The organism is Nocardia sp. KT25-26, from assembly GCF_056627695.1.
In genome coordinates this window covers 997252-1022848 of the sequence record NZ_CM152813.1, presented here as the reverse complement: position 1 = coordinate 1022848, position 25597 = coordinate 997252, and the positions used below count along the sequence as shown (strand labels likewise).

At 71.4% G+C, this 25597-nt stretch carries 6 protein-coding genes; 2 read left to right on the top strand and 4 right to left on the bottom strand.

Annotated elements, in window-relative coordinates:
- The first annotated feature begins 30 nt into the window (after window positions 1–30).
- The gene (locus AC1HFH_RS04695; protein WP_480246201.1) at window positions 31–1251 is read left to right on the top strand and encodes a TetR/AcrR family transcriptional regulator; all 1221 of its coding nucleotides are present in this window, start codon (window positions 31–33) and stop codon (window positions 1249–1251) included.
- Window positions 1248–2666, top strand: a complete 1419-nt coding sequence (locus AC1HFH_RS04690; protein WP_480246200.1) for a DUF1254 domain-containing protein — start codon at window positions 1248–1250, stop codon at window positions 2664–2666. The genes AC1HFH_RS04695 and AC1HFH_RS04690 overlap by 4 nt, the downstream gene beginning before the upstream one ends.
- A 6-nt stretch (window positions 2667–2672) precedes the next feature.
- On the opposite strand, the gene AC1HFH_RS04685 is transcribed toward AC1HFH_RS04690, so the two are convergent.
- The 4 genes from AC1HFH_RS04685 to AC1HFH_RS04670 form a co-directional block, all read right to left on the bottom strand.
- The gene (locus AC1HFH_RS04685; RefSeq protein WP_480246199.1) at window positions 2673–2888 is read right to left on the bottom strand and encodes an MbtH family protein; all 216 of its coding nucleotides are present in this window, start codon (window positions 2886–2888) and stop codon (window positions 2673–2675) included.
- A gap of 28 nt (window positions 2889–2916) precedes the next feature.
- Entirely contained in the window at window positions 2917–5742 is a 2826-nt protein-coding gene (locus AC1HFH_RS04680; RefSeq protein ID WP_480246198.1) for an AMP-binding protein, read from the bottom strand.
- Window positions 5742–23654, bottom strand: a complete 17913-nt coding sequence (locus AC1HFH_RS04675) for a non-ribosomal peptide synthase/polyketide synthase (RefSeq protein WP_480246197.1) — start codon at window positions 23652–23654, stop codon at window positions 5742–5744. The genes AC1HFH_RS04680 and AC1HFH_RS04675 overlap by 1 nt, the downstream gene beginning before the upstream one ends.
- 512 nt (window positions 23655–24166) lie before the next feature.
- Complete coding sequence (locus tag AC1HFH_RS04670) at window positions 24167–25537, bottom strand: GAF domain-containing protein (protein ID WP_480246196.1); 1371 nt, start codon at window positions 25535–25537, stop codon at window positions 24167–24169.
- Window positions 25538–25597 lie beyond the last annotated feature (60 nt).

Here is a 25597-nt window from a genome sequence, read left to right as displayed (position 1 = left end):
CACCGAAATGAGCACCGATACCCTGTCTGCATGACTGTCGGCGACGATACTCGGACCAAGCGTGCTGCAGTTCCCGACGGGTCGGCGCCGCGGGTCAGACGCCGGCCGAAGAACCGGCGCGCACAGATCGCGGCGATCTCGGCATCGGCCTTCGGTGCGGCCGGCTACCACGGCGTCAGCATGGAGGACATCGCAGCCGCACTCGGGATCAGTTCGGCCGCACTGTATCGGCACTACCCGAGCAAATACGCCCTGTTCGCGGAAGAGGTGCTGCGGGTCGGACGACTGCTCGCCGAGGCGGCCGAAAACGCCGGCGACGATCTCGCGGAGGTCATGTCGGCACTGGTCGCCGTGACCCTGGACAACCGGGCTTCGGTGGCGCTGATCCGCTGGGAGGGACGCTATCTGACCCGCGCCGACCGGGCCGCGCTGTGCGGATACCGATCCCGGGTGCTGGATGCGCTCGCAACGCGGCTCACCGGTCGCCGCCCGGGACTGCCCGCAGCCGATCTGCGGTTGCTCGCCACCGCACAGCTGGGTGTGGTCCTCAGCCTCGCCGACCACCACGCCGCACTGCCCGCTCGTACGGTCACCGCCCTGCTGACCACGGCCGGGCTGGCCGCCGCCGGCACCGATCTGCCCGCCGCCGCGCCGGCCGCCGAACCGGCGACGCCGGCGGAGGTTCCGGATTCCTTCAAACACGAACTGCTGTTGCGCCGGGCCGTCGAACTGTTCCACGAACGCGGCTACCCGAATGTCTGTGTCGAGGAGATCGCCGCCGCAGCAGGGCTTTCCGCCGCATCTGCGGTGTATCGGTTCTATCGCGGCAAATCCGATCTGCTGGCGGCGGCGTTCCGGCGCGCCGCCGAGCGGGTCTCGGGCGCGATCGGCCCCGCAGTGGCGGCCGCCGAGGACAGTGCACACGCTCTGATGCTGCTGATCGATCGGTTCGTTGCCGATGCACGTACCGAGCGGGCGCTCATCTTCGTGTACTTCGCCGAGTTCGGCCACGTACCGGCCCCCGAACGTGCCGTGCTGCGCAATATTCAACGGCTCAGCGTGCAGGAATGGGCCCGGCTGGTCTGCGCGGTCCGCCCGGAGCTCACCGCGGCCGAGGCCCGCTTCCTGGTGCATGCCGCATTCGCGATGGTGATCGAATTCGGCCAGGCCTACGGCGACGACCCGGTGGCCGGCCGGGAGCGAGTGGCCGCGGTGCTGCGCAGCGTCCTGCTGGACGCGATCCGGCGATGACCACCGATATCCCGCCCGATCGGCCCTGGACGCGGCGCCGGATCCTGGCCACCGGTGCCGCAGCGGCTCTCGGCACCGCGATGACCGCCTGTTCCCGCATCGACGACCCGTCCGGCGCCGGTCGGCCGACCGGTGAATTCGACCCGCTCGGCACGGCCGTCGACGCCTACCTCTTCGGCTACCCGATGGTCACGATGGACACCTTGCGCTCGATGAGCGCCCCGGTGAACACCCTCGATCACAGTGAACTCGCGGAGCCGGACGACCGCGGGGCCGTCCCGCTCAGCCGGGACGTGCTCTACACCCAGTCGTGGCTGGACCTGGGGCCGGAGCCACTGGTGCTGAGAATCCCGCCGACGACCGACCCGGACCGGTACTGGCTGCTCCAGCTCATCGATGCCTGGTCCAACACCGTGCACGACCCCGGATCCCGGGAGCCGCGCGTGGTCGCGGGCGCCGAGGGGCCGCCGTACACGTACCTGCTCACCGGCCCGGAACGGACCGGGCCCGCACCGACCGGGTTCACGCAGCTGAGCATGCCCACGGCATCGGCCTGGCTGCTGATGCACATCCAGGTCGACGGCCCGGACGATGTCGCCGCGGTCCGCAGGTTCCAGGACGGCATCGCCCTGGTGCCGTGGAGCGCCTGGCAGCGCGGCGATCGGTCGGGTACCGCCGGGCGGCGCAAGGCGATCGACCGCTCGACGGCACCACCGGACCAGCAGGTGCGGGCGATGGACGCCCGGACCTATTTCGACCGGGTCAATCTGCTGATGTCGGGCGATCCCCCACTGCCCCGCGACGTTCCGGCGGTGCAGCGCTTCGCCCGGCTCGGCATCGGCCCGGGACTGCGGATCGACACCGGCCGGATGTCCACGCTGGCATCCGCGGCCGAACAGGCCAACCGGCTCATCGACGAGTATTCGGATCCGGCGCAGCGTTCCGGCAACGGCTGGCGGATCCGGTACCAGGTGGGCCACTACGGGACCGACTACCTGCGCCGGGCATATTTCGCGGCGCATGCGCTCGGCGCACCACCGGAACGCGACCTGCTGGCTGCGACCACCACCGTTCCCGGAACCGGGCGAGCCGACCGGTACCGGCTGCGGTTCGCCGCCGGCGAACTGCCACCCGCCGCGCTCTGGTCGCTCACCGCCTACACCGCGGAGGGACGGTTGATCGCCCATCCGGCCGGTGTCCGGACCGTCGGCCATGTCGTTCCGGTGGCCGCAGCCGCCGACGGCAGTGCCGAGATCGCCGTCCAGTACGACGATCCCGGCCCGCGGTTCGCACCGCAGAACTGGCTGCCGATCCCGGCGGCCGGTGCGGTCACCCTGACGATGCGGCTCTACGCACCGGGACCGGCGGCGGCCGACGGCCGCTGGCAACCGCCGCCGCTGGCCCCGATCGGCTGATCCGGCTCACCGTTCGGTGATCGATGTCGCCACCAGGGAATTCGGCCGCATGTCCAGCCAATGCGATTCGACATACTGCAGGCAGGCCGCCCGGGTCGCGGCACCGTAGGCGATGGTCCAGCCACCGGGAACGGCCGCGAACGTCGGCCATAGCGAATGCTCGCCCTCCTCGTTGATCAGCACGTAGAACTGAGCGGTTTCGTCGTCGAACGGGTTGCCCATGGATCCTGCCTTCCTGGTGGGGGTTGTTTCACATGGCGGCGCGGTGAGACTCGGCCGGCGACCGCAGGTCGAGCGATCCGCACGGCACGTCCGGGGCGCCGACCAGCAGACCGATCGCCCGAGCGAACCGGCGCATCAGGGTGGCGGCGGCGAAGGTGTCGAAACGTTCGCAGGTGTACTCGATCTCGACCCCGAGATGACCGTCGGTGTCGGTGCCCGAGGAAACGATGAAATGCAGATCCGCCGCGCCCACCGGTCCGTCGAAGGCAGTCAGCTCCAACCCCGGCACCGGAAACGGTTCGGTTCCGGTGTCCGGGCAGGTCAGGGCCACCGTGCCGAGCAGTTCCGACCGCAGTGGCACGGCATCGACCGGGCGGCCGCAGTGGCGGCGTTCCCCGCGGAGCAGATCGGACAGGCACTCGCCCGCGGCCGGCGTACCGGCGGGCGAGTACCAGGCGAGCAGCACGGTCAGACCGGCCCGGACCACCGCCGCCGGCGGCACCCGGTAGGTCCGGGCCAGTTCCGCGATCCGGTGGCCGACCCCGCCGCCGATCCGGGCTCGCATGCTGGCGCCGTGCCGCCCGGCACCCCGGCCCCGGACCGTGCGCTCGTGCAACCGGGCACCGCTGAGGGTGGTGAATGCCGCAGCCCGTCCGAATGCCTCGGCCAGTTCGGCGGACAGGGCACCGTCGACGAAGACGTCGCGGATCGAGGCCACCCGGGGCGCCGCGGCGCCGGCCGAGTCCAGGAAGGTGCCGAGCCGGTCGGCGGGCAGATCCACCGCGGTCACGCCGTAGGCCTCGATCACCCGGACCAGGTAGTCGGGATCGACCGGCGCGTTTCCGTCCGCGAGCAGCACCGTGGCCCCGACCCGCAGCGGCAGCAGGCAGCCCCACAGCGCACCGTCACCGGTGGTGTCGACGGTGGTGAGATAGACATCGCGGCCCCGGAACTCGTGGTCGGCGCGGACCGTCGCCATCCGGCGCAGGATCGCGGCGTGCGAGATCCCGACTCCTTCGGCACCGGCGATCCGGGCCGGATGTTCCGGCGCCAGCGCGCCGCGGCGTTCATTCGGCGTAATCGGTTCGTCGGAGTAGGCCAGCAGATCGATCGAGTCCAGGTCGATGGCGGCCGGGCACAGTTCCACCCGGGAACGACGCGCGCCCGCAGTGAGCAGGACCGTTGCCCCGGTCGGCACCAGCGGTTCGTCCGGGTTCAGGGCCAGATAGGCGCCGCCGGCCTTGAGGATCGCGTACACCGCGACCACCCAGTGCACCGAGCGCGGCAGGTCCAGCACCACTGCCGCCCGGGGACCGACGCCGAAGGTGATCAGATGCCGGGCCAGCCGATTGCTGCGCCGATCGAGTTCACCGTAGGTGAGGATGGTCGCCGGCCGGCCGTCGCCGGGGACGAAGACCAGCGCGGGATCGAACGGGGTCGCCGCGGCCTGCGCCTCGAATTCGTCGAGCACCAGTTCGTCGGCGAAGGCCGCCGGATCGCCCGGGACACCGGGTGCGGCATCCGCCGGTTCAGTGATCGGGCCCAGGTATTCGAGTTCGGCCCGCCCACCGTCGGTGCCCGGCCGCAACCGGGCGCGGGCGCCGGTGCGGAACATCCGTTCGGCGTCGGGCCCGGCCGGGTCGGCGACGAAGTGGGCCGCGGTGGCCGCGGTGCGGCCCGCATATCCCCGGGCCAACTGCACACCGGACACGTACAGCTCGCCGGAAGCACCCGGTGGTACCGGCTGCAGCGACTCGTCCAGGATCAGCGCTTCCATATCGTCGGCCGGGGTGCCGATCGGCACGAAACTGATATCGGCGCCGGTCACCTCGTGCGCGGTGACCAACCCGGCCAGTTCGGGCGCACCGAACCCGTAGTGCAGCGTGGCCCCGCTGATATCGCGGAAGGCGGCGGCCACCGCGGGTGGCAACGGGGCACCGGAGACCAGCACGGCGTCCAGCGTCGCCAAGCGTTCTGCCGCGTCGGGCACCGTGGTCAGGGCAGCCAGCGTGTCCGGATCGATATGCACGGCGGTGAGGCCGTGGACGGGAATCAGTTCGGCCAGCGTAGCCGCCTCGACGACGCCTTCGACGGGGACGACCTGCGCCCCCGCGTGCAGCGGCAGCAACAGCCCGGCGAGTTCGCCTGCGGCCGCAGGGTGCCGGAAGGCCGGTACGGCGTCACCCGGGCCCAGCGCCAGCAGCCGTCGCTGCCAGCTCAGGCTCGCGTGCAGGGACCGATGGGTGAGGATCACCGCGGGGCCGGTCTCGTCGCCCACCACCAGGCAGGCCGGATCGTCCGGATGCGGTGCTTCGAACACCTCCGCGGCCTCGGTCCGCGGTGCCGGGTCGTCGAGACGCAGCATCGGGATCCCCGCACCGGCCCCGGGTTCGGCGTCCCGCGCGGTCACCAGCAACACCGGTGTGGTCAGCGCGATGGTGCGCCGGATCCGGTCGAGCGAGGCATCCGGGTCGACGAGCACGAAGGCCGCACCCGCACGCAAGACGGCCTGGACCGCCACCACCAGGTCCGGGGAATACCGCAGCGAGACCGCGACGGTCGATTCCCGGCCGACGCCCTGTGCCGCGATCCGGGCGGCGAGCGCGGCGATCCGGCGATCCAGCTCCCCGTAGTCCAGGGTGCCGGTGGCCGTCTGCACCGCGACGCCCGCCGGATCCTGCCGGGCCCGGGCGGCGAACTCCGCAACCAGGGTCGGCGAGCTCCGCAGCCCGCGTTCCGCATCGTCGAGGGCGGACGGCGCGGCGACAGGCAGCAGGGATGCCGCGGTCGAGGGCGGCGTGGTCGAGGGCGGGGTGGTCGAGGGCGGGGTGGTCGCCGATTCCGTCTGCACCATCACAGTTCTCCTTCCGGGTCGGATCCCGCCGAGTGCCCGGCAATCACCGCCTGGGCATCGGTCACCAGCGTGTGCAGCGCGGCGGACAGCCCGCCCGCGCCGAGCGCGGCGAGCACGCCGGGCACCAGCCCGGCGAGTGCCACATTGACCAGTGCTTCCGGTTTCCCGGCCGCACCCATCGCCTTGCGCACCGAGGCCAGCTTGGCGTCCAGGTCGGCGTACGACACCGCATGATCGCCGTGCACGAATGCTGCGGCGGTGGGTGCGATCCGAGCCGCGGAGCCGACCAGTGCCGGCAGATCCGCGATGGTGGGCGCGCGCCGGGTGGTGCGTTCGGCCTCGGTCCGGATATCGATGGCGCGCACCGGTGTCGAGGCATCGGCGGCGATCGCGTCCAGAACCCGCCGCAACCGGTCGGCGAGCAGTTGCACGGTCGGCTCGTCGAAGATGTCGACCGCATAACCGAACCGCAGGTCCAGCCCGGTGACCGCGCCGCGGCCGTCGTAGCGCTGCAGTGCGGTCAGATGCAGATCGAACTTCGCCTCGTTCAGCCCGGGATCGAGCGGCTCGACCAGCAGCCCCGGTAGTTCGATGCTGCCAGGCGGCATGTTCTGGTAGGTGAGCATCACCTGGAACAGCGGCGTGTAGCCGTTCGATCCGGTGCGGCCCATCGCCTCGACGACCTGCTCGAACGGCACATCGGCGTGGCTCAGGGCGGCGGCGTTGCGCCGGGTCGCCTGGTCGAGGAGCTGGTGGAACGGTGCGCGGGAATCGATTTCGGTGCGCAGCACGACGGTGTTGACGAACATTCCGATCAGGTCTTCCAGCTCGTCGGCCCCGCGGCCCGCGGTCGGCACGCCGATGGCGATATCGGTGGTACCGGACTGCTTGGCCAGCAGCACGGCGAACGCGCTGTGCAGCACCGAGAACAGCGTGGTGCCGTGTTCCCGGGCCACCGCACCGAGCCGGTCGACCAGGTCGGGCGGCAGCACCGATTCCAGTACCGCGCCGCGCATCTCCCGGCGGCTCGGCCGGGGCCGGTCGGTGGGCAGCGCGAGCAGCTCCGGAATCCCGGCCAGTTCGGTGGTCCAATGCCCGAGCTGGGTGGTGAGCGCACTGTCCGGATCGTCGGCGGAGCCCAGCAGTTCACGGTGCCAGACGCTGTAGTCCGCGTACCGGATCGGCAGCGGCGCCCAGCCCGGCGCTCGGCCGGCGCACCGGTCGGCATAGGCCCGCATCAGGTCCCGGGTCATCGGTGCCAGTGAATAGCCGTCCGCACCGATGTGGTGAACGACCACGACCAGGATGTGATCGGTGGCGCTGCGGCGCAGCAGCGCGCCTCGGATCGGGGCCGTGGTGGTGAGGTCGAACGGGCGGGCGATCAGTTCGGCGATCGCCGCTTCCGGATCGGTCACCGGACGCGGTGTCAGGTCCAGCCGCACGTCGCCGGGTGGCCGGACCTGCTGCACCGGACCGGCCCCGAGATCGGGGTAGACCGTGCGCAACGGTTCGTGCCGGGTCACCAGATCGTCGGCCGCGGCCTGCAGGGCAGCCTGGTCCAGCTCACCGCGGAGCCGGATGGCGGCCGGGATGTGGTAGGCGGCGCTCGTCCCGCCGAGCTGATGCAGCACCCACATCCGCTGCTGGGCCGGCGAGAGCGGAGCGGGTCCGGTCTCGGTACGGCGGCGCAACGGCGGCCGGGCCGGGCCGGGGGTACGGCTCAGCCGGTCGACGAGTGCGGCGACGGTGGGCGCTTCGAACACCGCCGCCACCGGCACCTGGGTGCCGAGCGCGGCGCCGAGCCGGGCGGCCAGCCGGGTCGCCATCAGCGAATTGCCGCCCAGGGCGAAGAAATCGTCGTCCAGGCCGGCCCGGGCCGCCCCGATCACCTCGGTGAACGCGGCCGCGACCCGGATCTCCAGGTCGGTGACCGGCGCCCGGAACTCGGCTTCGGCGAAGACCGGTTCCGGCAGCCGGGTGCGATCCACCTTGCCGTTGGCGTTGTGCGGCAGCGCCTCGGTCACCACGATCGCGGCCGGCACCATATAGCCTGGCAGCACCTCGGCGAGTTCGGCACGCAGCCGCGCGGATTCGGCGCCCGGGTCGGCGACCTCCGGAACCGCCGCGTATCCGACCAGCCGGGTTCCGGCGGATTCGACCGGATGCGCCACCGCCACGGCGGCCCGCACTCCCGGGCAGCGCAGCAGGGCGCTCTCGACCTCACCGAGCTCGATCCGGAACCCGCCGATCTTCACCTGGAAGTCCACCCGCTCCAGATACTCCAGGGCGCCGTCCGGGCGGTACCGCACGATATCGCCGGTGCGATACATCCGGGTACCGGGGTCCGCGGCATACGGATCGGCGACGAACCGGCCGGCGGTGAGCCCGGTCCGGGCGTGATATCCGCGGGCCAGCTGCGCGCCGGCCAGGTACAGCTCGCCGGCCACCCCGACCGGAACCGGCTGCAGCCGTCCGTCCAGCACGTAGGTACGGCTGTTCCAGGCCGGGGTGCCGATCGGCACGGTGTGCCCGGGGTCGGCGGCCACCTCGTATTCGGTGATCGAGACCGCGGCCTCGGTCGGCCCGTACAGGTTGAACAGCCGGGCGCCCGGGCTGCGCCGCCGGAACTCGCCGGCCACGACCGCGGTGAGCGGCTCGCCGATGGCCAGCACGGCCCGCAGCGAACCGGGTACCGGCGCCCCGGCCTCGCCTGCCGCAGCGAGCAGCATGCCGAGCAGGGACGGCACGGCGTGCAACACCGTCACCCGGTGTCCGGCCAGCACGTCCCGCATCCGATCCGGGTCGCGTTCCGTTCCGGGCGCGGTGACGATCAACCGGCCACCGGTGACCAGCGGCGACCAGAATTCCCACACCGACAGATCGAAGGTCGCCGGGGTCTTCAGCAGCACCCGGTCCCGTTCCCCGAGGTCGAATCGCTCCCGCAGCCAGGCCAGCTGGTTCACGATTGCGCCGTGCGACACGGCCACACCCTTGGGTTTTCCGGTCGAGCCGGAAGTGAACACGATATAGGCCGGATGGGCCGGCCGCAGCGGAGCGAGCCGGTCCGCGTCGGTCACCGGGGCCGCCGAATACCGGACCGGGTCGGCGGCCACCCCGAGCACCGGCAGCTCCGCCGGGAAGGGCAGCGCACCGGTGTCCCCGGCGATGGCGCACAGCGGGGCGGCGGTATCGACGATGTGCCGGATCCGCGCGGCCGGATGGTCGGGATCGATCGGCACGTAGGCGCCGCCGGCCCGCACCACCGCATGCATCGCGATCACCAGTTCCGGGCTGCGGCGCAGGCCCAGTACCACGGTGCGCTCCGGCCCCACCCCGGTGGCGATCAGCCTCCGGGCCAGCCGGTTCACCCGGGCGTCGAAGTCGGCGTAGCTCAGCGATTCCCCGGTACCGGCGTCGACCAGGGCCGGGGCGGCCGGGGTGCGCGCCGCCTGCCGGGCGCCCAGTTCCGCCAGGGTGGTGCCGGCGACCGGCCGGCCGGTCGCGTTCCATTCCTGCAGCAGCCGGCCGCGCTCGGCGCCGAGCAGGTCCAGATCGCCGACCGGGGTCTGCGGGTCGTCGACAACGGCCCGCAGCAGCCGCTGCAGCGCCTCGGCGAACCGTTCCGCGGTGCCCGGCTCGAACAGATCGGTGGCGTAGCGCAGGGTCAGATCGATACCGCGGGGGGTGCCGTCGGCTGCGTAGCGGTCTACGGCGAACAGGTGCAGATCGAACTGGGCGACACCGGCGTCGAATTCGAGCTCGGCGACCTCGAGGCCGGGCAGTTCCAACCGGCCTCGGTCGTGGTTCTGGAAGGAATAACCCACCTGGAACAGCGGATGCCGCGCGGTGGACCGTTCCGGGTTGAGCAACTCCACCAGGCGTTCGAAGGGCACATCGGCATGCGATATCGCGTCGATATCGCATGCCCTCGCCGTATCCAGCAGTGCGCTGAACGGTGCGGCGGGGTCCACGGCGGTACGGAGCACCAGCGTGTTCACGAACATCCCGATGACCTCGTCGAGCTCGGCTTCGCCGCGTCCGGCACTCGGGGTTCCGACGGCGATGTCACCGGTGCCGGACAGCCGGGCCAGCAGCGCGGCGAAGACCGCATGCACCACCATGAACAGGGTCGCGCCCCGGTTGCGGCCCAGTGCGAGCAGCGCCGCATGCAGTTCGGCATCGACGGTGCCGGCCACTTCGGCACCGCGCAGGCTCTGCCGGGCCGGACGCGGATGATCGGCCGGGAGCACCAGCTGATCCGGCAGCCCGGCCAGGGCACGCTGCCAGTACGCGATCTGACGGGCGGACACCGATTCGGGATCGTCCTCGGCACCGAGCAGTTCCCGCTGCCAGAGCGCGTAGTCGGCGAACTGCACCGCCGGCGGGGTCCAGCCCGGCGCCCGATCATCGAGGCGGGCGGTGTAGGCCCGCATCAGGTCGGCGACGAACGGCGCGATCGAGGAACCGTCGGCGGCGATATGGTGCAGCACCCCGGCCAGCACGTACTCGGCACCGGGTGCGGTGCCTTCGGTGATCCGGAACAGGCACAGCCGCAACGGCACCTCGGTGGTGACGTCGAACGTTGTCGCCGCGAATTCCCGGATGGCGGCGGGCAATCCGTCCTCGGTGACCGGGACGACCGTCGGCTCCGGGGTCGCGTCGACCGCGGGCCGGATGAGCTGCACCGGTTCCCCGTCGATTTCTGGGTAGCTGGTGCGCAGCGATTCGTGCCGGGCCACCAGATCGATCAGTGCGGCGAACAGCGCGGCCTGGTCCAGAGTTCCGGTCAGCCGCAGGGCGAACGGGATGTTGTAGGCCACCGATGTCCGGTCGAACCGGTTCAGGAACCACATCCGCTGCTGGGCCGGAGACAGCGGTAGCCGTTCCGGACGGGCCCGGCCGACCAGTGGCGGCCGGCCCGCCCGGGCCGCGCGGTCCACCTCGGCAGCGAGCTCGGCAACCCGCGGCGCCTCGAACAACGACCGCACCCCGATCCGGCGGTCCAGCGCGGCGCCGATCCTGGCCGCCGCCTTGGCGGCCAGCAGCGAGGTACCGCCGAGCGCGAAGAAGTCGTCGTCGGCACCGACCGGACGGGATTCGCCGGTGTGGCCGAGTACCTCGGCGTACACGCCGGCGATAAGTTCCTCGGCAGGGGTGGCGGGCCGACGGTAGACACCTGCCTCGAACACGGGGTCGGGTAGCGCTGCCCGATCGAGCTTGCCATTGACGGTCAGCGGGATCCGTTCGACCGCAACCACCGCCGCGGGCACCATGTGCTCGGGCAACCGCCGGGCCAGGCTGCCGCGAATCGCGTGGGCGTCGAAGGACTCCGGATCGGCGACCACGTAGCCGACGATCCGCGACACCCCGGCCCGGTCGGTACGCACGGCGACCGCGGCCTCGCGTACTCCGGCGGCACTGCCCAGCAGCGCGGCCTCGATCTCGCCGAGTTCGATCCGGAATCCGTGCAGGTTCACCTGCTGATCGGCCCGGCCGAGGTATTCCAGATCGCCGTCGGCGCGACGGCGGGCGAGGTCGCCGGAACGGTAGGCCAGGGTTCCGGGCGGCCCGTACGGATCGGCGACGAAGCGGCCCGCCGACAGACCGGGCCGGCCCAGATAGCCCCGGGCCAGCTGGGCGCCGGACACGTAGATCTCGCCCGGCACGCCGACCGGGACCGGCCGCAACCGCGAATCCAGTACCCGCACGGTCAGTCCGGTGAGGGCCCGGCCGATCACGCTCGCCGAACCGGTGTCCGGACCGATCTCCCGGTAGGAGACGTGCACGGTGGTCTCGGTGATGCCGTACATGTTCACCAGCCGCGGAGTGCCGGGATGCCGGGCGAACCACCCGGACAACCGCTGCGGCTCCAGCGCCTCACCACCGAAGATCACCACCCGGAGGGCAAAGTCGTCCGCTTCCGCGGCGGGACCGGCGGGGTCGCCGTCCGGCATCGCGACCTCATCGGCGGCGACCAGCTGATGGAACGCCGACGGTGTCTGGTTCAGCACGGTGACCCGTTCGCGGATCAGCAGCTCGCGGAACTGTTCCGGGGAACGGGAGGTGAAGTAGTCGACCAGCACCACCGAACCGCCGGTGAGCAGCGCACCCCACAGTTCCCATACCGAGAAGTCGAAGGCGTAGGAGTGGAACATCGTCCACACGTCGGCCGGGCCGAAACCGAAGTGCCGGTCGGAGTTGTCCAGCAGTTCGAGCACATTGCGGTGCGGTACCGAAACACCCTTGGGCCGGCCGGTGGACCCGGACGTGTAGATGACGTAGGCGGGATGCTCGGGCCGCACCGGCGCCCGCCGGTCGGCGTCGGTCAGCCCGGTCGGCAGGTAGCCGGTGAGCCCGTCCGGATCGGGTTCGAGTACCGGTCCGCCGAACCAACCGCGGGGCAGGCCGGTATCCGGCGTTCCGACGGCACAGATCGGGCGGGCGTCGTCGAGGACGTACTCGATCCGGTCGGCCGGGTAGTTCGGGTCGATCGGCAGATAGCCGCCGCCGGCCTTGAGGACGGCCAGCAGCGTGACGGCGAGTTCGACGGTACGCGGAAGTGCCACCGCGACCATGGTTTCCGGACCGACACCGGCGGCCACCAGGCGCCGGGCGAATCGGTTGGACCAGGTGTCGAGTTCGGCGTAGGTGAGGCAGCGGGCACCGTCGCGCACCGCGACCGCGGTGGGCGACGCGGTGGCGGCCGCGGTGAATCGGTCCACGATGGTCCCCTCACCCGTTGCCACCGACGGACCGGCCGAGGCCCAGGTGTGCAGGGTCCGGTGCTGTTCCTCGGCGCTGAGCAGCTGGATATCACCCACCACGACGGTGGGATCGGCCGCGACCGCCGCCAGCACCTGGGTGAACCGGCGGCCGAGCACCTCGATCGTCTCCGCATCGAACAGATCGGTCGCATAACGGATCTCGATGGCCAGCCCGTCCGCGCGCCCGTCGTGGTCGGTGTTCTCCACCACGGTGAACTGGAGGTCGAACTTGGCCGCGGTGACCTCGACGGGATACTCCCCCACTGTGATTCCGGCCGCCCGCAGCTCCGGCAGCGTGAAGTTCTGGAAGGTCAGCGCCACTTGGAACAACGGATGCCGGTTCTGCGCCCGGGCCGGCGCGAGCTCGGCCACCAGCTGTTCGAACGGCACCTCACCGTGTGACAGATCGGCGATGTCGCCGGCATGGACCCGATCCAGCACCGCTTCGAATCGGGTCCGGACATCGATACGGCTGCGCCGCACCAGAGTGTTGACGAACATGCCGACCATCGGGTCGAGGGCGGCCTCGCCGCGGCCGGCGATCGGCGTGCCGATCGCGATGTCGTCGGTGCCGGACAGCCGGGCCAGCAGGACCGCGAGGGCCGCGTGCACGGTCGAGAACAGCGTGGTCTCGCGTTTGCGGGCGAGCTCCTGCAATTCGCTGTGCAGATCGGAATCGATCGGCACCTGGTGCGCTGCGCCGCGCAGACTGGCGACCGCCGGGCGCGGCCGGTCCCACGGCAGTACCAGCTCCTCGGGCAGCCCGGCCAGGCGCTCCCGCCAGTAGCCGAGCTGTGTCGCCGCCCGCGAATTCTCCGCCAGCCATAGGGCGTAATCGGCGTACTGCACCGGCAGCGGCGGCCGGTCCGGGGTGCTGCCGGCCCGCCGGGCGGTGTAGGCGGCCAGCAGGTCGGCGGCCAGCGGCCCGAGCGAGAAGCCGTCGGCACAGATGTGGTGCAGCACCAGGACGAGTACGTGCTCGACGGCGTCGGCTGCCGGGCGCTGCGCGGTGTTCTCCGCGGAGATCGCGAACAACCCGGCCCGCACCGGTGTGTCGGTGGTCAGATCGAATGTGGTCGCGGCGAGGGCAGCCAGCTGCGCAGCCAGTTCCGGTTCGGACAGCGACTGCACCGGCAGTTCCGGTAGCGCGGTCGCGGCGGGGCGGATCAGCTGCCGGGCACCGTCCGCGCTGTCCGGATACACGGTGCGCAGGACCTCGTGCCGGTCGATCACATCGGCGAGGGCCGCCCGCAGTGCCGTGACGTCCAGTGCGCCGGTCAGGCGCAGCGCCAACGGAATGTTGTCGGCTGCCGCACCCGGCCCTGCCACCGCACCCTCGGTACCGGCGTCGCCGAGGAAGCGGTTCAGGAACCACATGCGTTCCTGGGCCGGGGTGAGCGGGATCCGTTCCGGCCGTGGCCCGGCGGTCAACGGCGCGCGGGGCGCGGCGCCCGGCCGGTCGGCGGCGGCCGCCGCCAGGGCCGCCACGGTGGGCCGGTCGAACAGCAGGCGCAGCGGCAGTTCGGTGCCGAAGGTGCCTTCCAGCCGGGCGACCACCCGGGTCGCGGTCAGCGAGTTACCACCCAGCGCGAAGAAGTCGTCGTCCCGGCCGATCCGGGTCACCCCGAGGATTTCGGCGAAGGTGGCGGCGACCTGCTCCTCGGCCGGTCCGACCGGCTCCCGGTAGGCGGCGACCTCGGCCGCCGGGGCCGGCAGCGCCGCCCGGTCCAGTTTCCCGGAGGCGTTCACCGGGAAGGAATCCAGCACCACGAAGGCGGCGGGCACCATGTACCCGGGCAGGACGGCCTCGAGGGCGGTGCGGATCTCGCCGAGATCGACTGCGGCCCCGACCGGAACCAGATAGCCGACCAGCCGGTCGCCCAGCCGTTCGTCGGACCGCAGCACCACCACGGCCTGGGCCACGCCGTCGAAGCCGGTCAGCGCCGCCTCGATCTCGCCCAGTTCGATCCGCAGACCACGCAGCTTCACCTGGAAGTCGGTGCGGCCCAGATATTCGAGCACACCGGATGCCGACCCGTCGTTGCGCCATTTCACCAGGTCGCCGGTCCGGTAGAGCCGCTCGCCGGGTGTGAATGGATCGGCGACGAACCGGTCGGCGGTCAGCGCCGGGCGGCCGAGATATCCGCGGGCCAGCTGCGGCCCGGCCAGATACAGCTCACCCGCGACGCCCGCCGGAACCGGCCGCAGCCGGGCATCCAGCACGTACACCCGCGTGTTGAAGACCGGCCTACCGATCGGCACGGTGTCGGTATCGGCGTCGGTCACCTCGTGGAAGGTGACATCCACCGCGGCTTCCGTGGGCCCGTACAGGTTGTGCACAGCCGCACCGCTCAGTTCCCGCAACTGCTGGGCGGGCGCGGCCGGCAATGCCTCCCCGGAGCAGAACACCGCACGCAGCGAATGACCGGCACCCGTTTCGGAATCGGCCAGGGCCCGGACGAAGACGGCCAGCATCGACGGGACGAAGTGGGTGACCGTGACCCGCTCGGTCCGGATCAGCCCGATCAGGTAGACCGGATCACGGTGCCCGTCCGGCTCGGCGACGACCAGCCGGGCACCGGTCTGCAACGGCCAGAAGAACTCCCACACCGAGACGTCGAAGGTGGCGGGGGTCTTCTGCAGCACTACGTCGGCGCCGGTCAGCCGGTAGGTCTCCTGCATCCAGGCCAGCCGGTTGTCGATCGCCCGGTGCGTGACCGCCACACCCTTGGGCCGGCCGGTGGATCCGGAGGTGAAGATCACGTAGGCCAGGTCGTCGGTGCGCAGCGGTGCGAGCCGATCGGTGTCGCGCACCGCGGTATCGGCGTAACCGGACAGGTCCAGCAGGTCGAGGGCGAGTACCGGCCGCCCGGGCCGGGCGACGGCGTCGAGTCCGTCGCCGGTCCGGGTCAGGATGCACGCCGGTGCCGCGACGTCGAGCACATGCTCGGTGCGCTCGGCCGGATGCGCGGGGTCGAGCGGCACATAGGCACCGCCCGCGGTGATCACCGCGTACAGGGCGACGATCAGGTCCTCGGAGCGGCGGACCCCCACCGCTACCGTGCTGCCCGGGCCGACCCCGCGGGCGATCAGCAACCGCGCGAGCCGATTGATCCGCCCGGCGAGCTCCCGATAGCCGACGGTGTGTCCCGCCACGGTGAGTGCGGGTGCGTCCGGGGTGCGGGCGGCCTGGGCTTCGAACTGCGATACCAGGGTTCGTCCCGACGGCAACTCCTGCCTGGTCCGGTTGTGATCGTGCAGCAGCCGGGTCCGCTCCGCGGGACCGAGGATCTCGATTCCGGCGACCGGCCGATCCGGATCGGCCGAGACCGCGGCCAGAATGCGCTGCAGCCGGTCGGCGAATCCGGCGATCGTGCCGGCGTCGAAGAGGTCGGTGGCGTATTCGAAGACCGCGTCGAGGACCGGAGCACCGGCGGCATCGCCGCCTTCTACCAGGGAGAGCTGTAGATCGAACTTCGCCGTGCCGGTATCGGCGTCGAGAGCCTCGGCCTGTAGCCCGGCCAGCGCCAGTCCGGTGCTCATGGTGTTGCGGTAGTCCAGCATCACCTGGAACAGCGGGTGGCGGGCCGCGGTACGCGGCGGGTCCAGAACCTCGACGAGCCGTTCGAACGGCACATCGGCCTGCCCGAAGGCACGCAGATCGGTATCGCGGACCTCGGCGAGCAACTGCGCGAAGGTGCGGTCCTCGGCCACCCGGGTGCGCAGCACCAGCGTGTTGACGAACATCCCGACCAGATCGTCGAGTTCGGCCTCGCCCCGGCCGGCCACCGGTGTGCCGATCGCGATATCCCCGGAACCGGACAGCCGGGCGAGCAATACGGCGAAGGCGGTGTGCAGCACCATGAACACGGTGGTGCCGGTGGTGGTGGCCAACTCGGTGAGGGCGGCGAGATCGGCCGCCCCGAGGGTGAACGCATACCGGGCGCCGGAGCCCGAGGCGACGGCCGGCCGCGGCCGGTCGGTGGGCAGTTCCAGCAGATCCGGCAGACCGCGCAGCTCGGCCTCCCAGAACCGGATCTGCTCGGCGAGCAGCGATTCCGGGTCGTCTTCGGCGCCGAGCACCGCCCGCTGCCACAGCGTGTAGTCGGCGTACTGGACCGGCAGCGCAGGCCACTGCGGCGCGACACCGCCGCGCCGGGCGGCGTAGGCCAGCATCAGATCCCGGGTCAGCGGCGCAATCGACCAGCCGTCACCGGCGATGTGGTGCAGCGAAACCACCAGGACATGCTCGTCACCGGCCGGGGCGCCGACGGTGCCGCCCGCCGCGGCTGCCGGGTCCGCCGGGATCCGTGCGGCGCCGACCTGCAGCAGCAGCACCCGGACCGGGACCCGCTCGGCGACCGCGAACGGCACCGCGGCCTCCGCCCGGATCCGGGCGGCGAGCTCACCGGGGGCCACCCGATCTTCCAGCAGCCGGATCCCGGCCTCGGCGGGCGGGAGAATCCGCTGGTGACCGATGCCGTCCACGGCCGGGTACACGGTGCGCAGCGCCTCGTGCCGGGCGATCACATCGTCGAGGGCCGCGGCCAGCGCCGCACGGTCGAGATCGCCGGTCAGCCGGACCGCTGCGGTCAGGTTGTTCGCCGCCGAACCGACATCGAACCGGTTCAGGAACCACATCCGCTGCTGGGCGTACGAGAGCGGGATCCGGTCCGGGCGGGGGCCCGCCACCAGCGCCGGGCGAGCGGCAGCGGCCGCCGGCAGTCGGGCCGCCAGCTCCGCGACACCCGGATGCTCGAACAACAGCCGGACCCCGACATCGATACCCAGCTCACTGCCGAGCCGGCGGACGATGCGGGTGGCCACCAGTGAATTGCCGCCGAGGGCGAAGAAGTCGTCGTCCAGGCCCACCCGCTCAGCCTCGAGCACCTGTGCGAACACCGCCGCAACAGCCCGCTCGGCGCAGGTCCGCGGTGCCCGGTACTCGGCCGTCACTGCTGCCGGTTCCGGCAGCGCCCGCCGGTCCAGTTTCCCGGACGCGGTCAACGGCAGCTCGGCCAGCGGCACGTAGGCGCCGGGCAGCATGTACGAGGGCAGCTCGGCCCGCAACCGGGCCTGCAGATCAGCCGGGGCCACCGTGCCGACGACATAGGCCACCAGCAGGTCACCGGTGGCCGGGCGGTGCACCTGCACGGCCGCGGCCCGCACCCCGGGCACCGACAGCAGCGCCGCCTCGATCTCGCCGAGCTCGATTCGCTGACCACGCAGTTTCACCTGGAAATCGCTGCGGCCCAGGTATTCCAGATCGCCGACCCGGTTGCGGCGGACCAGGTCGCCGGTGCGGTACATCCGGCTGCCGGCCGGACCGTACGGATCGGCTACGAACCGCTGCGCGCTCAGATCGGACCGGCCGTGGTAGCCCCGCGCCAGCTGAGCCCCGGCCAGATACAGTTCACCGACCACGTTCTCCGGTACCGGCCGCAACCGTTCGTCCAGGACCAGCGCGGCGGCACCCGCCACCGGGGTCCCGATCGGCACCGCGCCCTGCTGCCCCGGCGGGACCGGAGCGTGCGTGGCGTGCACGGTGAATTCGGTGGGCCCGTACAGATTGTGCAGCCGTGCCGCGGACACCTGCGCGAACGCCGCTGCGGCCGCACCGGTCATCGCCTCACCGGCGACGAGCACGGTCCGCAGCGTGGTCAGCGCCGCCGGATCGGCCGCGGCGGCGAACACCGACAGCATCGACGGCACGAACGAGGTCATCGTGACCCGGTGTGCGGCGATGGTGGCGGCGAGATAGTCGGGGTCGCGATGTCCGTCGTGCTCGGCGACGATCAGGCGGGCACCCCGGGCCAGCGGTGCGAACAGCTCCCAGACCGACACATCGAAGGTCGCGGGAGTCTTGAACAGCACCACGTCGTCGGCGCCGATCCGGTATTCGCGGGCGATCCAGTCGATCTGGTTGACCACCGCCGCATGCGGTACCGCGACACCCTTGGGGCGGCCGGTGGAGCCGGAGGTGAAGATGATGTACGCCAGATGCGCCGAATGCAGCGGCAGCAGCCGCTCGCTGTCCCGGACCGGTTCACTCGCCCAGGCTGCCCGCGCGATGGTGTCGACCGCGATCACCGGAACGTCGGCGGTACCGTCCCAGCCGTCGACCGACCGGGTCAGTACGCAACTCACCCGGGCAGCGGACAGGATGTGCTCGCGCCGAGCGGCCGGCTGATCCGGATCGACCGGAACGTAGGTGCCACCGGCGGTGAGCACGGCATAGGCCGCGATCACGAATTCAGCCGACCGGCGCATGCCGAGCGCAACCGGACCGCAGGTCGGCGCCGTACCGGGCACCGGGCCGGCCGGTGCCGTCTCGGGCCCGATCCCGGCCGCGATCAGCACCCGGGCCAGCCGGTTGATCTCGGCGGACAGTTCGGCGTAGGTGTAGCTGCGGTCGCCGTCGACCAGCGCCACCGCCGCCGGAGTGCGCCGCACCTGTTCGGTGAACGCCGCGAACACCGGCGCGGGGGCGGCGGCCGGCACCGACGACCAGGAGGCGGTCAGCACCCGTTGCCGGCCGGCCCGATCCAGCAGCGGCAGATCGCCGACCGGTACCTCCGGTGCCGCGGTGGCGGCGGTGAGCAGCCGGATCAGGGCGCCGGCGAGCGCGGCGACCGTCGGCTCGTCGAACAGGTCGGTGGCATAGGTGAACTCGGCCTGCATACCCGGACCCGCCCCGGCGGTCCCGCCGACCCCCGGCTCGGTGACGGTCAGCTGCAGGTCGAATTTGGTCAGCCCGGTATCCAGCGCGGTGGCCCGGGCCTGCGCCCCGGGCAGTTCGACCGACACCTCGCCGAGATTGTCGAACGACAGCAGCACCTGGAACAGCGGATGCCGGGCGGTGGAGCGGGCCGGGTCCAGCGCCTCCACCAGCTGTTCAAAGGGCAGCTCGGCATGCGCGAACGCGGCCAAGTCGGTATCACGGACCCCGGCCAGCAGTGTGTCGAAACCGGCGGCGAGGTCGACCTCGGTGCGCAAAGCCAAGGTGTTGACGAACATGCCGATCAGATCGTCGAGGTCGCGGGCGCCGCGGCCCGCCACGGGGGTGCCGATCACGATGTCGGTGCCGGCCGACACCCGGGCCAGCACGGCGGCCAGCGCGGCATGCCACACCATGAACACCGATACCCCCTCCGCCCGGGACAGCTCGGTGACGGCGGCGGTCAGCTCGGCCGGCACGGTGAACCGGTACACCGCGCCCCGGCCGCTGGCGACCGGCGGCCGGGGCCGGTCCGCGGGAAGTTCCAGCAGGTCCGGCGCACCGGCCAGTTCGGCGGTCCAGAAGGCGAGCTGGCGGGCCAGCGGTGCGTCCGGATCGCCGGGTGATCCGAGCAGTTCCCGCTGCCAGATGCTGTAGTCGGCGTACTGCACCGGCAGCGGGGCCCAGCCGGGCGCGGCCCCGGTGCGGCGGGCCGAATAGGCGGTGAGCACGTCAGCGGCCAGCACCCGCAGGGATACGCCGTCGGCGGCGATGTGGTGCAGGACCACGACCAGGGCCACCGTGCCGTCGTCGACCGCGAAGATCCTGGCCCGGATCGCCTCTTCCCGTTCCAGGTCGAAACCGCGGGCGGCGAAGGCCGCCGAGGCACGGTCCAGTTCGCCGGCCCGGATCGGCTCGGCCGGGCCGAACAGCGGTGCGGTATCCGCGATCACCTGGTGGGCGGGCGATTCCGAGGACTGCTCCGACACCGCCGGGAACACGGTGCGCAGCACCTCGTGCCGGTCGACGACATCGGTGAGCGCGGCAGCCAGGGCCGCGAGGTCCACCGCACCGCTCAACCGTACGGTGAACGGCATGTTGTAGTCGGCGGCGGCGGGATCGAATCGGTTCAGGAACCAGATCCGCTGCTGGGCCGGCGACAGCGGCACCCGGTCCGGCCGCGGCCGGGCCACCAGGACCGGGAGTTCCGCGGTGTCGGCCGGTACCGCCGCCTCGATCAGCTCGGCCAGCCGGGCCACCGAGGGCGCCCCGAACAGCTCGCGTACCCCGATCCGGCAGCCCAGTTCGGCACCCAGCCGCGCCGCCACCCGGGTCGCGACCAGGCTGTTGCCGCCGAGTTCGAAGAAGTCGTCGTCCCGGCCCACCTGTTCGCGGCCCAGCACCTCGCCGAACACCCTCGCGACGGCCTCCTCGACCGGGGTGGCCGGTGCGGTATAGGCCACGGTCGCCCGGACGGGCGCCGGTAGAGCGGCCCGGTCCAGTTTGCCGGAGGCATTCACCGGCAGCCGGTCGAGCAGTACGAAGGCGGCCGGCACCATATAGGCGGGCAGGTGCTGCAACGCGGCGCCGCGCAGCTGATCGACCCCGACCGTGCCGGGTTCGGCTTCCACGATATAGGCCACCAGCTGCTCGCCCAGGCCGTCGTCGTCGCGGACCAGCACCACGGCGCGCACCACCGAGTCGACCTGCGCCAGCACCGCCTCGATCTCGCCCAGTTCGATCCGCAGACCGCGCAGCTTCACCTGGAAGTCGGTGCGGCCCAGGTACTCCAGTTCCCCGTTGGTGGTCCAGCGGACCAGATCGCCGGTGCGGTACATCCGGGTGCCGGGAGGACCGAACGGGTCGGCGAGGAAGCGGCCCGCGGTCAGTTCCGGCCGGGCCAGATAGCCCCGGGCGAGCTGTACCCCCGACAGATACAGCTCACCCGTGGCCCCGACCGGTACCGGCCGCAGCCGGGCGTCGAGCACCTGGAGCCGGGTGTTGTACACCGGCGCGCCGATCGGCACACCGACCCGGTCGGCATCGGTCACCTCGTGGTAGGTGACGTCCACGGCCGCCTCGGTGGGGCCGTAGAGATTGTGCAGCCGTGCGCCGGTCAGCAGCCGCAGCCGCTGGGCCGGCGCTGCGGGCAGTGCCTCACCGGAGGCGAAGACGGCCCGCAACGAGCTCCGGGTGGCGATCTCCTGCTGCGCCAGGAACGCCTCCAGCATCGACGGCACGAAATGGGCTACGGTGACGCCGTATTCGGCGATTACGGCCCGCAGGTAGGCCGGGTCCCGGTGTCCGTCCGGCTCGGCGAGCAGCAGCGTGGCACCGATCTGCAGCGGCCAGAAGAACTCCCACACCGAGACGTCGAAGGTGAACGGCGTCTTCTGCAGGACCACATCGGCCGGCTCGAGCCGGTAGGTGTCCTGCATCCACAGCAGTCGGTTGACGATCGCCGCATGGGCCACGACGACGCCCTTGGGCAGCCCGGTGGAGCCGGAGGTGAAGATCACGTAGGCCGGATGCTCCGGGCGCAGCGGCCGGGTCCGTTCCGCATCGGACACCGGGTCGGCGGCGGTGCCGGACAGGTCCATCCGGTCGACCACGTGCACCGGTATCCGGTCCGCGAGAGCGTCGTCGGGCAGCGCCGTGCCGGTGGCCAGTACGCAGCCGGGGCGGGCGGTGGCCAGGATGTGCGCGGTGCGCTCGGCCGGGTGGTCCGGGTCGACGGGCAGGTAGGCGGCGCCGGCGGCGAGTACGGCATACATCGCCACCACCAGATCGGTGCCGCGGCGCATATGCAGCGCCACCAGGGTTTCCGGTCCGATACCGGCCGCGATGAGCCGGCGGGCCAGCCGGTTGCTGCGCTCGGCGAGTTCCCGGTAGGTCAGGTCACCCGCGGGGCCGGATCCGGCGGTACGGAGGGCGAGTGCCGCCGGAGTGCGCAGCAACTGGGCTTCGAACAAGGCCGGCAGGGTTGCCGCGGCGGCACCCCGGGTGGCGACCGCCGCCGCCACATCGAACCCGGTGGCATTCCAGATCCGGGTACTGACTTCGTGTTCCAGCTCGGTGGCCAGCTCGATCGACGCCATCGGCCGGGACGGATGGGCCTGCACCAGGCGTTCCAGGTACCGCAGGAAGCGGGTGTGATGCCGGGAGAGGTCGTCGGCGGCATACAGATTCGGGTTCGCCTCGAAGTCCAGGTGCACCCGGCCCCGGTCGCCGTAGTAGGTGTTCAGGCTGAGGTCCTCGACCGGGCCGGTCGACAGCACATAGTGGTGGGCGGTGGTGTCACCGAGCGCCAGATCGGTGTTGAACATCATGAAGTTCGCCATCGGGCCGAACAGCGCCCGCCGGGCCGGTCGGCCGTCGTTCTCGGCGTCCCGGCGCAGGTCCTCGTTCCGGTAGCGCTGATGCCGCAGGGCTCCGAGCATCTCGACCCGGGCGGCGCGCAACAGATCACCCCAGGTGGTGGTGTCGTCGGCGGCGCCGGAGGGCAGCCGCAACGGCACGATATTGGCCAGCATGCCGCCGGAACGCCGCATCGCCGCGGTGGTCCGGGCGGTGACCGGCAGGCTGAGCACCGCATCGGCGCGGTCGTTGAACCGGCCGAGATAACCGGCGAAGGCGGCCACCAGGACCGCGGCGAAGGTCGAATCCTGTGCCGATGCCAGGGTTTCCAGTTGCCGCACCAGCCATTCCGGCAGCGCCTCCCCGACCACCAGATTGGTCGCGGCGCGCGGTGCGGTGCGCGATTCCAGGCTGGTCGGCCCGTCCAGATCGGCGATCCGCTGCAGCCAGTGCTCCCGGTCGGCGGCGAAACGACTGCTGTCACGGTAGCGGTATTCGGCTTCCACCAGTGCCGGCAGCTCACCGGGGGTGAACTCGGGTGCGGGCCGATCCTGGACCCGGGCGGTGTAGAGCTCCGCCATCCGGCGGACCAGGATCAGCGATCCGTAGCCGTCCAGCACGATGTGGTGCGCGCGCAGGAACCAGAACCAGCGCCGGTCGGCCACCCGCAGCAGGGCGCCCGCGGTCAGTTCGTCGCGGCACAGATCGATCGGGGCACCGAGGTCGGTGCGCATCCACTCGTGCGCTGCGGCCTCGGGATCGGCGTGGTCGCGCAGGTCGACGACGGGCAGATCGAGATGGATGGCACGGTCGATCCACTGATACGGAACTCCGTCGCGTTCGCCGATCCGCAGCAGCGGGGAGGCGAAGTCCCGGGCGGCTTCGTTACCGACCGCCTCCAGCAGCGCCGGATCGAGATCGCCGGAGACGTCGACGTACTGGGCGATGTTGATCGGCACATCGGGCTCGAGCTGCTGGGCATACCAGACGCCGAGCTGCGCCGGTGCGAGCGGAAACGGTGTCGCCGCCGGTGCCGCGACCTCCGCGCCGGATGTGGCGGTGTGTCCGCTCATCTGCGTATCCGCGCTGGACCCACCCAACTCCGTACCGTGCACCAGAGCCTCCTCGTTTCGCGAAAGAACAAACAGCCGAAGGTTTTCCGGGCAGCACAAAACAGGCTGCGGGTGCACCGCACCCAGGGAAGTTTCGGCAGGTACGCGGCGGGCGAGCGCCCCACACGCGTGAGATCCCCGACAGATCGTGTGTTCGACATCGGCGCCGGATCGACGCCGGCGCCACGCGGCGGGCCACGACGCCCGGCGCGGGTAGTCCAGCTCTAGATGGTGCCTCCAACTCGACGGCCGCGACCCGAACGGATCGCCGCAGTGCTGTCATGTACATCACATGGCTTGCGTTCCATGCATGGGGAACACTAGGCGTTCAGTTAATAAAAAGAAACTTTTTCCTCTAAAAAGTTCGGACGATTGTCCAGGAAGGCACAGGCGGCGGGCACGACCCGCCCAGCCGAGTAACCGCGACCACATCATGGCCGCGTTGTGAGCTACCGCACTATACGGCGGGGAGACTATGAGCCGAAACGTTGCATCTGCGTTGCATCCGCACCCAGGCGGCGATCGAGCACCCGGATCTTGGCCTCGATCTGCGCATACAGCGGCGAATCACGATCCACCGTCTCCCGGTACGCAGCCCAGGCGCCGGCATCGTCACGACCCTCCGGACCGGCCGTCCACCGGCGGAGCACCCCGGAATCGCCGGATGCCAGCACCGCGGTCCGCAGCCGGACCCGGAGCTCGTCGCGGAGGTCGCAGATGCCCGGCGCCGAGGAGCGGGGCAACACCGGGCCAGCGTACAACCGTAATGCAGATTCGATATCACCGGAGTCGAGCGCTGCCCGCAGCGCCTCCACATCGGTTGCGATGTGCGTCCGCAGACGGTATGGGCGGGAACCGAACACGGTCGGACCCACCACCGACCGCAGCCGCGACATCGCCGCCCGGATGGTGCCGTTGTCCAGGTCGGTGTCATCGAGCAGCAGGGCCAGATGGTCGGCGCCGAGCCCCTCCGGATGCTCGGTGAGCAACAACAGGATCTCCGCGTGCCGCTGGGAGAGCGCCACCCGCTCCCCGGCGACGCTCAGTTGCGGCTGGCCCAGGCCGAGCACCTCCAGACCGAGCCGGGCCGGTTGCTCGACTCGGTCATCGGAACGGGATGCGGCCGGGCCGGCGCCGTCACGGCCGGCCCGCATCGTCCGCAGCACCAGTTCCATCTCGACCGCAGTCGCTGCCGCCTTGACCAGGGCGAGGATCTCCGGTTTGGCGACCCGGACCCCACCGGCGATCATCAGCACCCCGACCAGCCGGCCGTCCGGTTCGTGCACCGGCGCCGCTGCCCCGGTGATCTGATGCATCCGGTGCAGATAGTGCTCGGGACCGTGGATCCAGGTGGCCCGACCGGTCCGAACCACCAGGCCGACCGCATTGGTGCCGATCCGCCGTTCGCTCAGATCATTACCCGCGAGGACACCGGTCTCGGCGGCCGCCGCCAGCTGATCCGCCTTACCGTGTACCGACAACACCCGGCCGAACTGGTCGGCGACGGTCACGATGAGTCCGGATTGCGCTGCGTCCTGCACGAGCAGCTTGTCGATCAGCGGCATCAGACCGGCCATCGCGTGCGCATCGCGGTATCGCGCCAGATCGGTGCCACGGAGCCCGCGACCGTCCAGCGGTTCCATCGGGTCGATACCGCCACGCACGCTGCGCAGCCATGATTCCAGCACCAATGGCCGCAACAGGCCGGCCAGCTGCGTGAGCTGATCCCCACCGGCACAGAGATAACCGTGGGCCTGTGCGGCGTAGTCTTCGAGGGCGCCGAGCTGGGTTCCCGACTCCCCACCGTGCCGAGCGGGCCGCCCGCCTGCGAGATTGCTGACCATTTGCCTTTCTTTCCGTTACCGACTGTACCGGCGACTTTTGGCACAACATGGCGGAAGTCC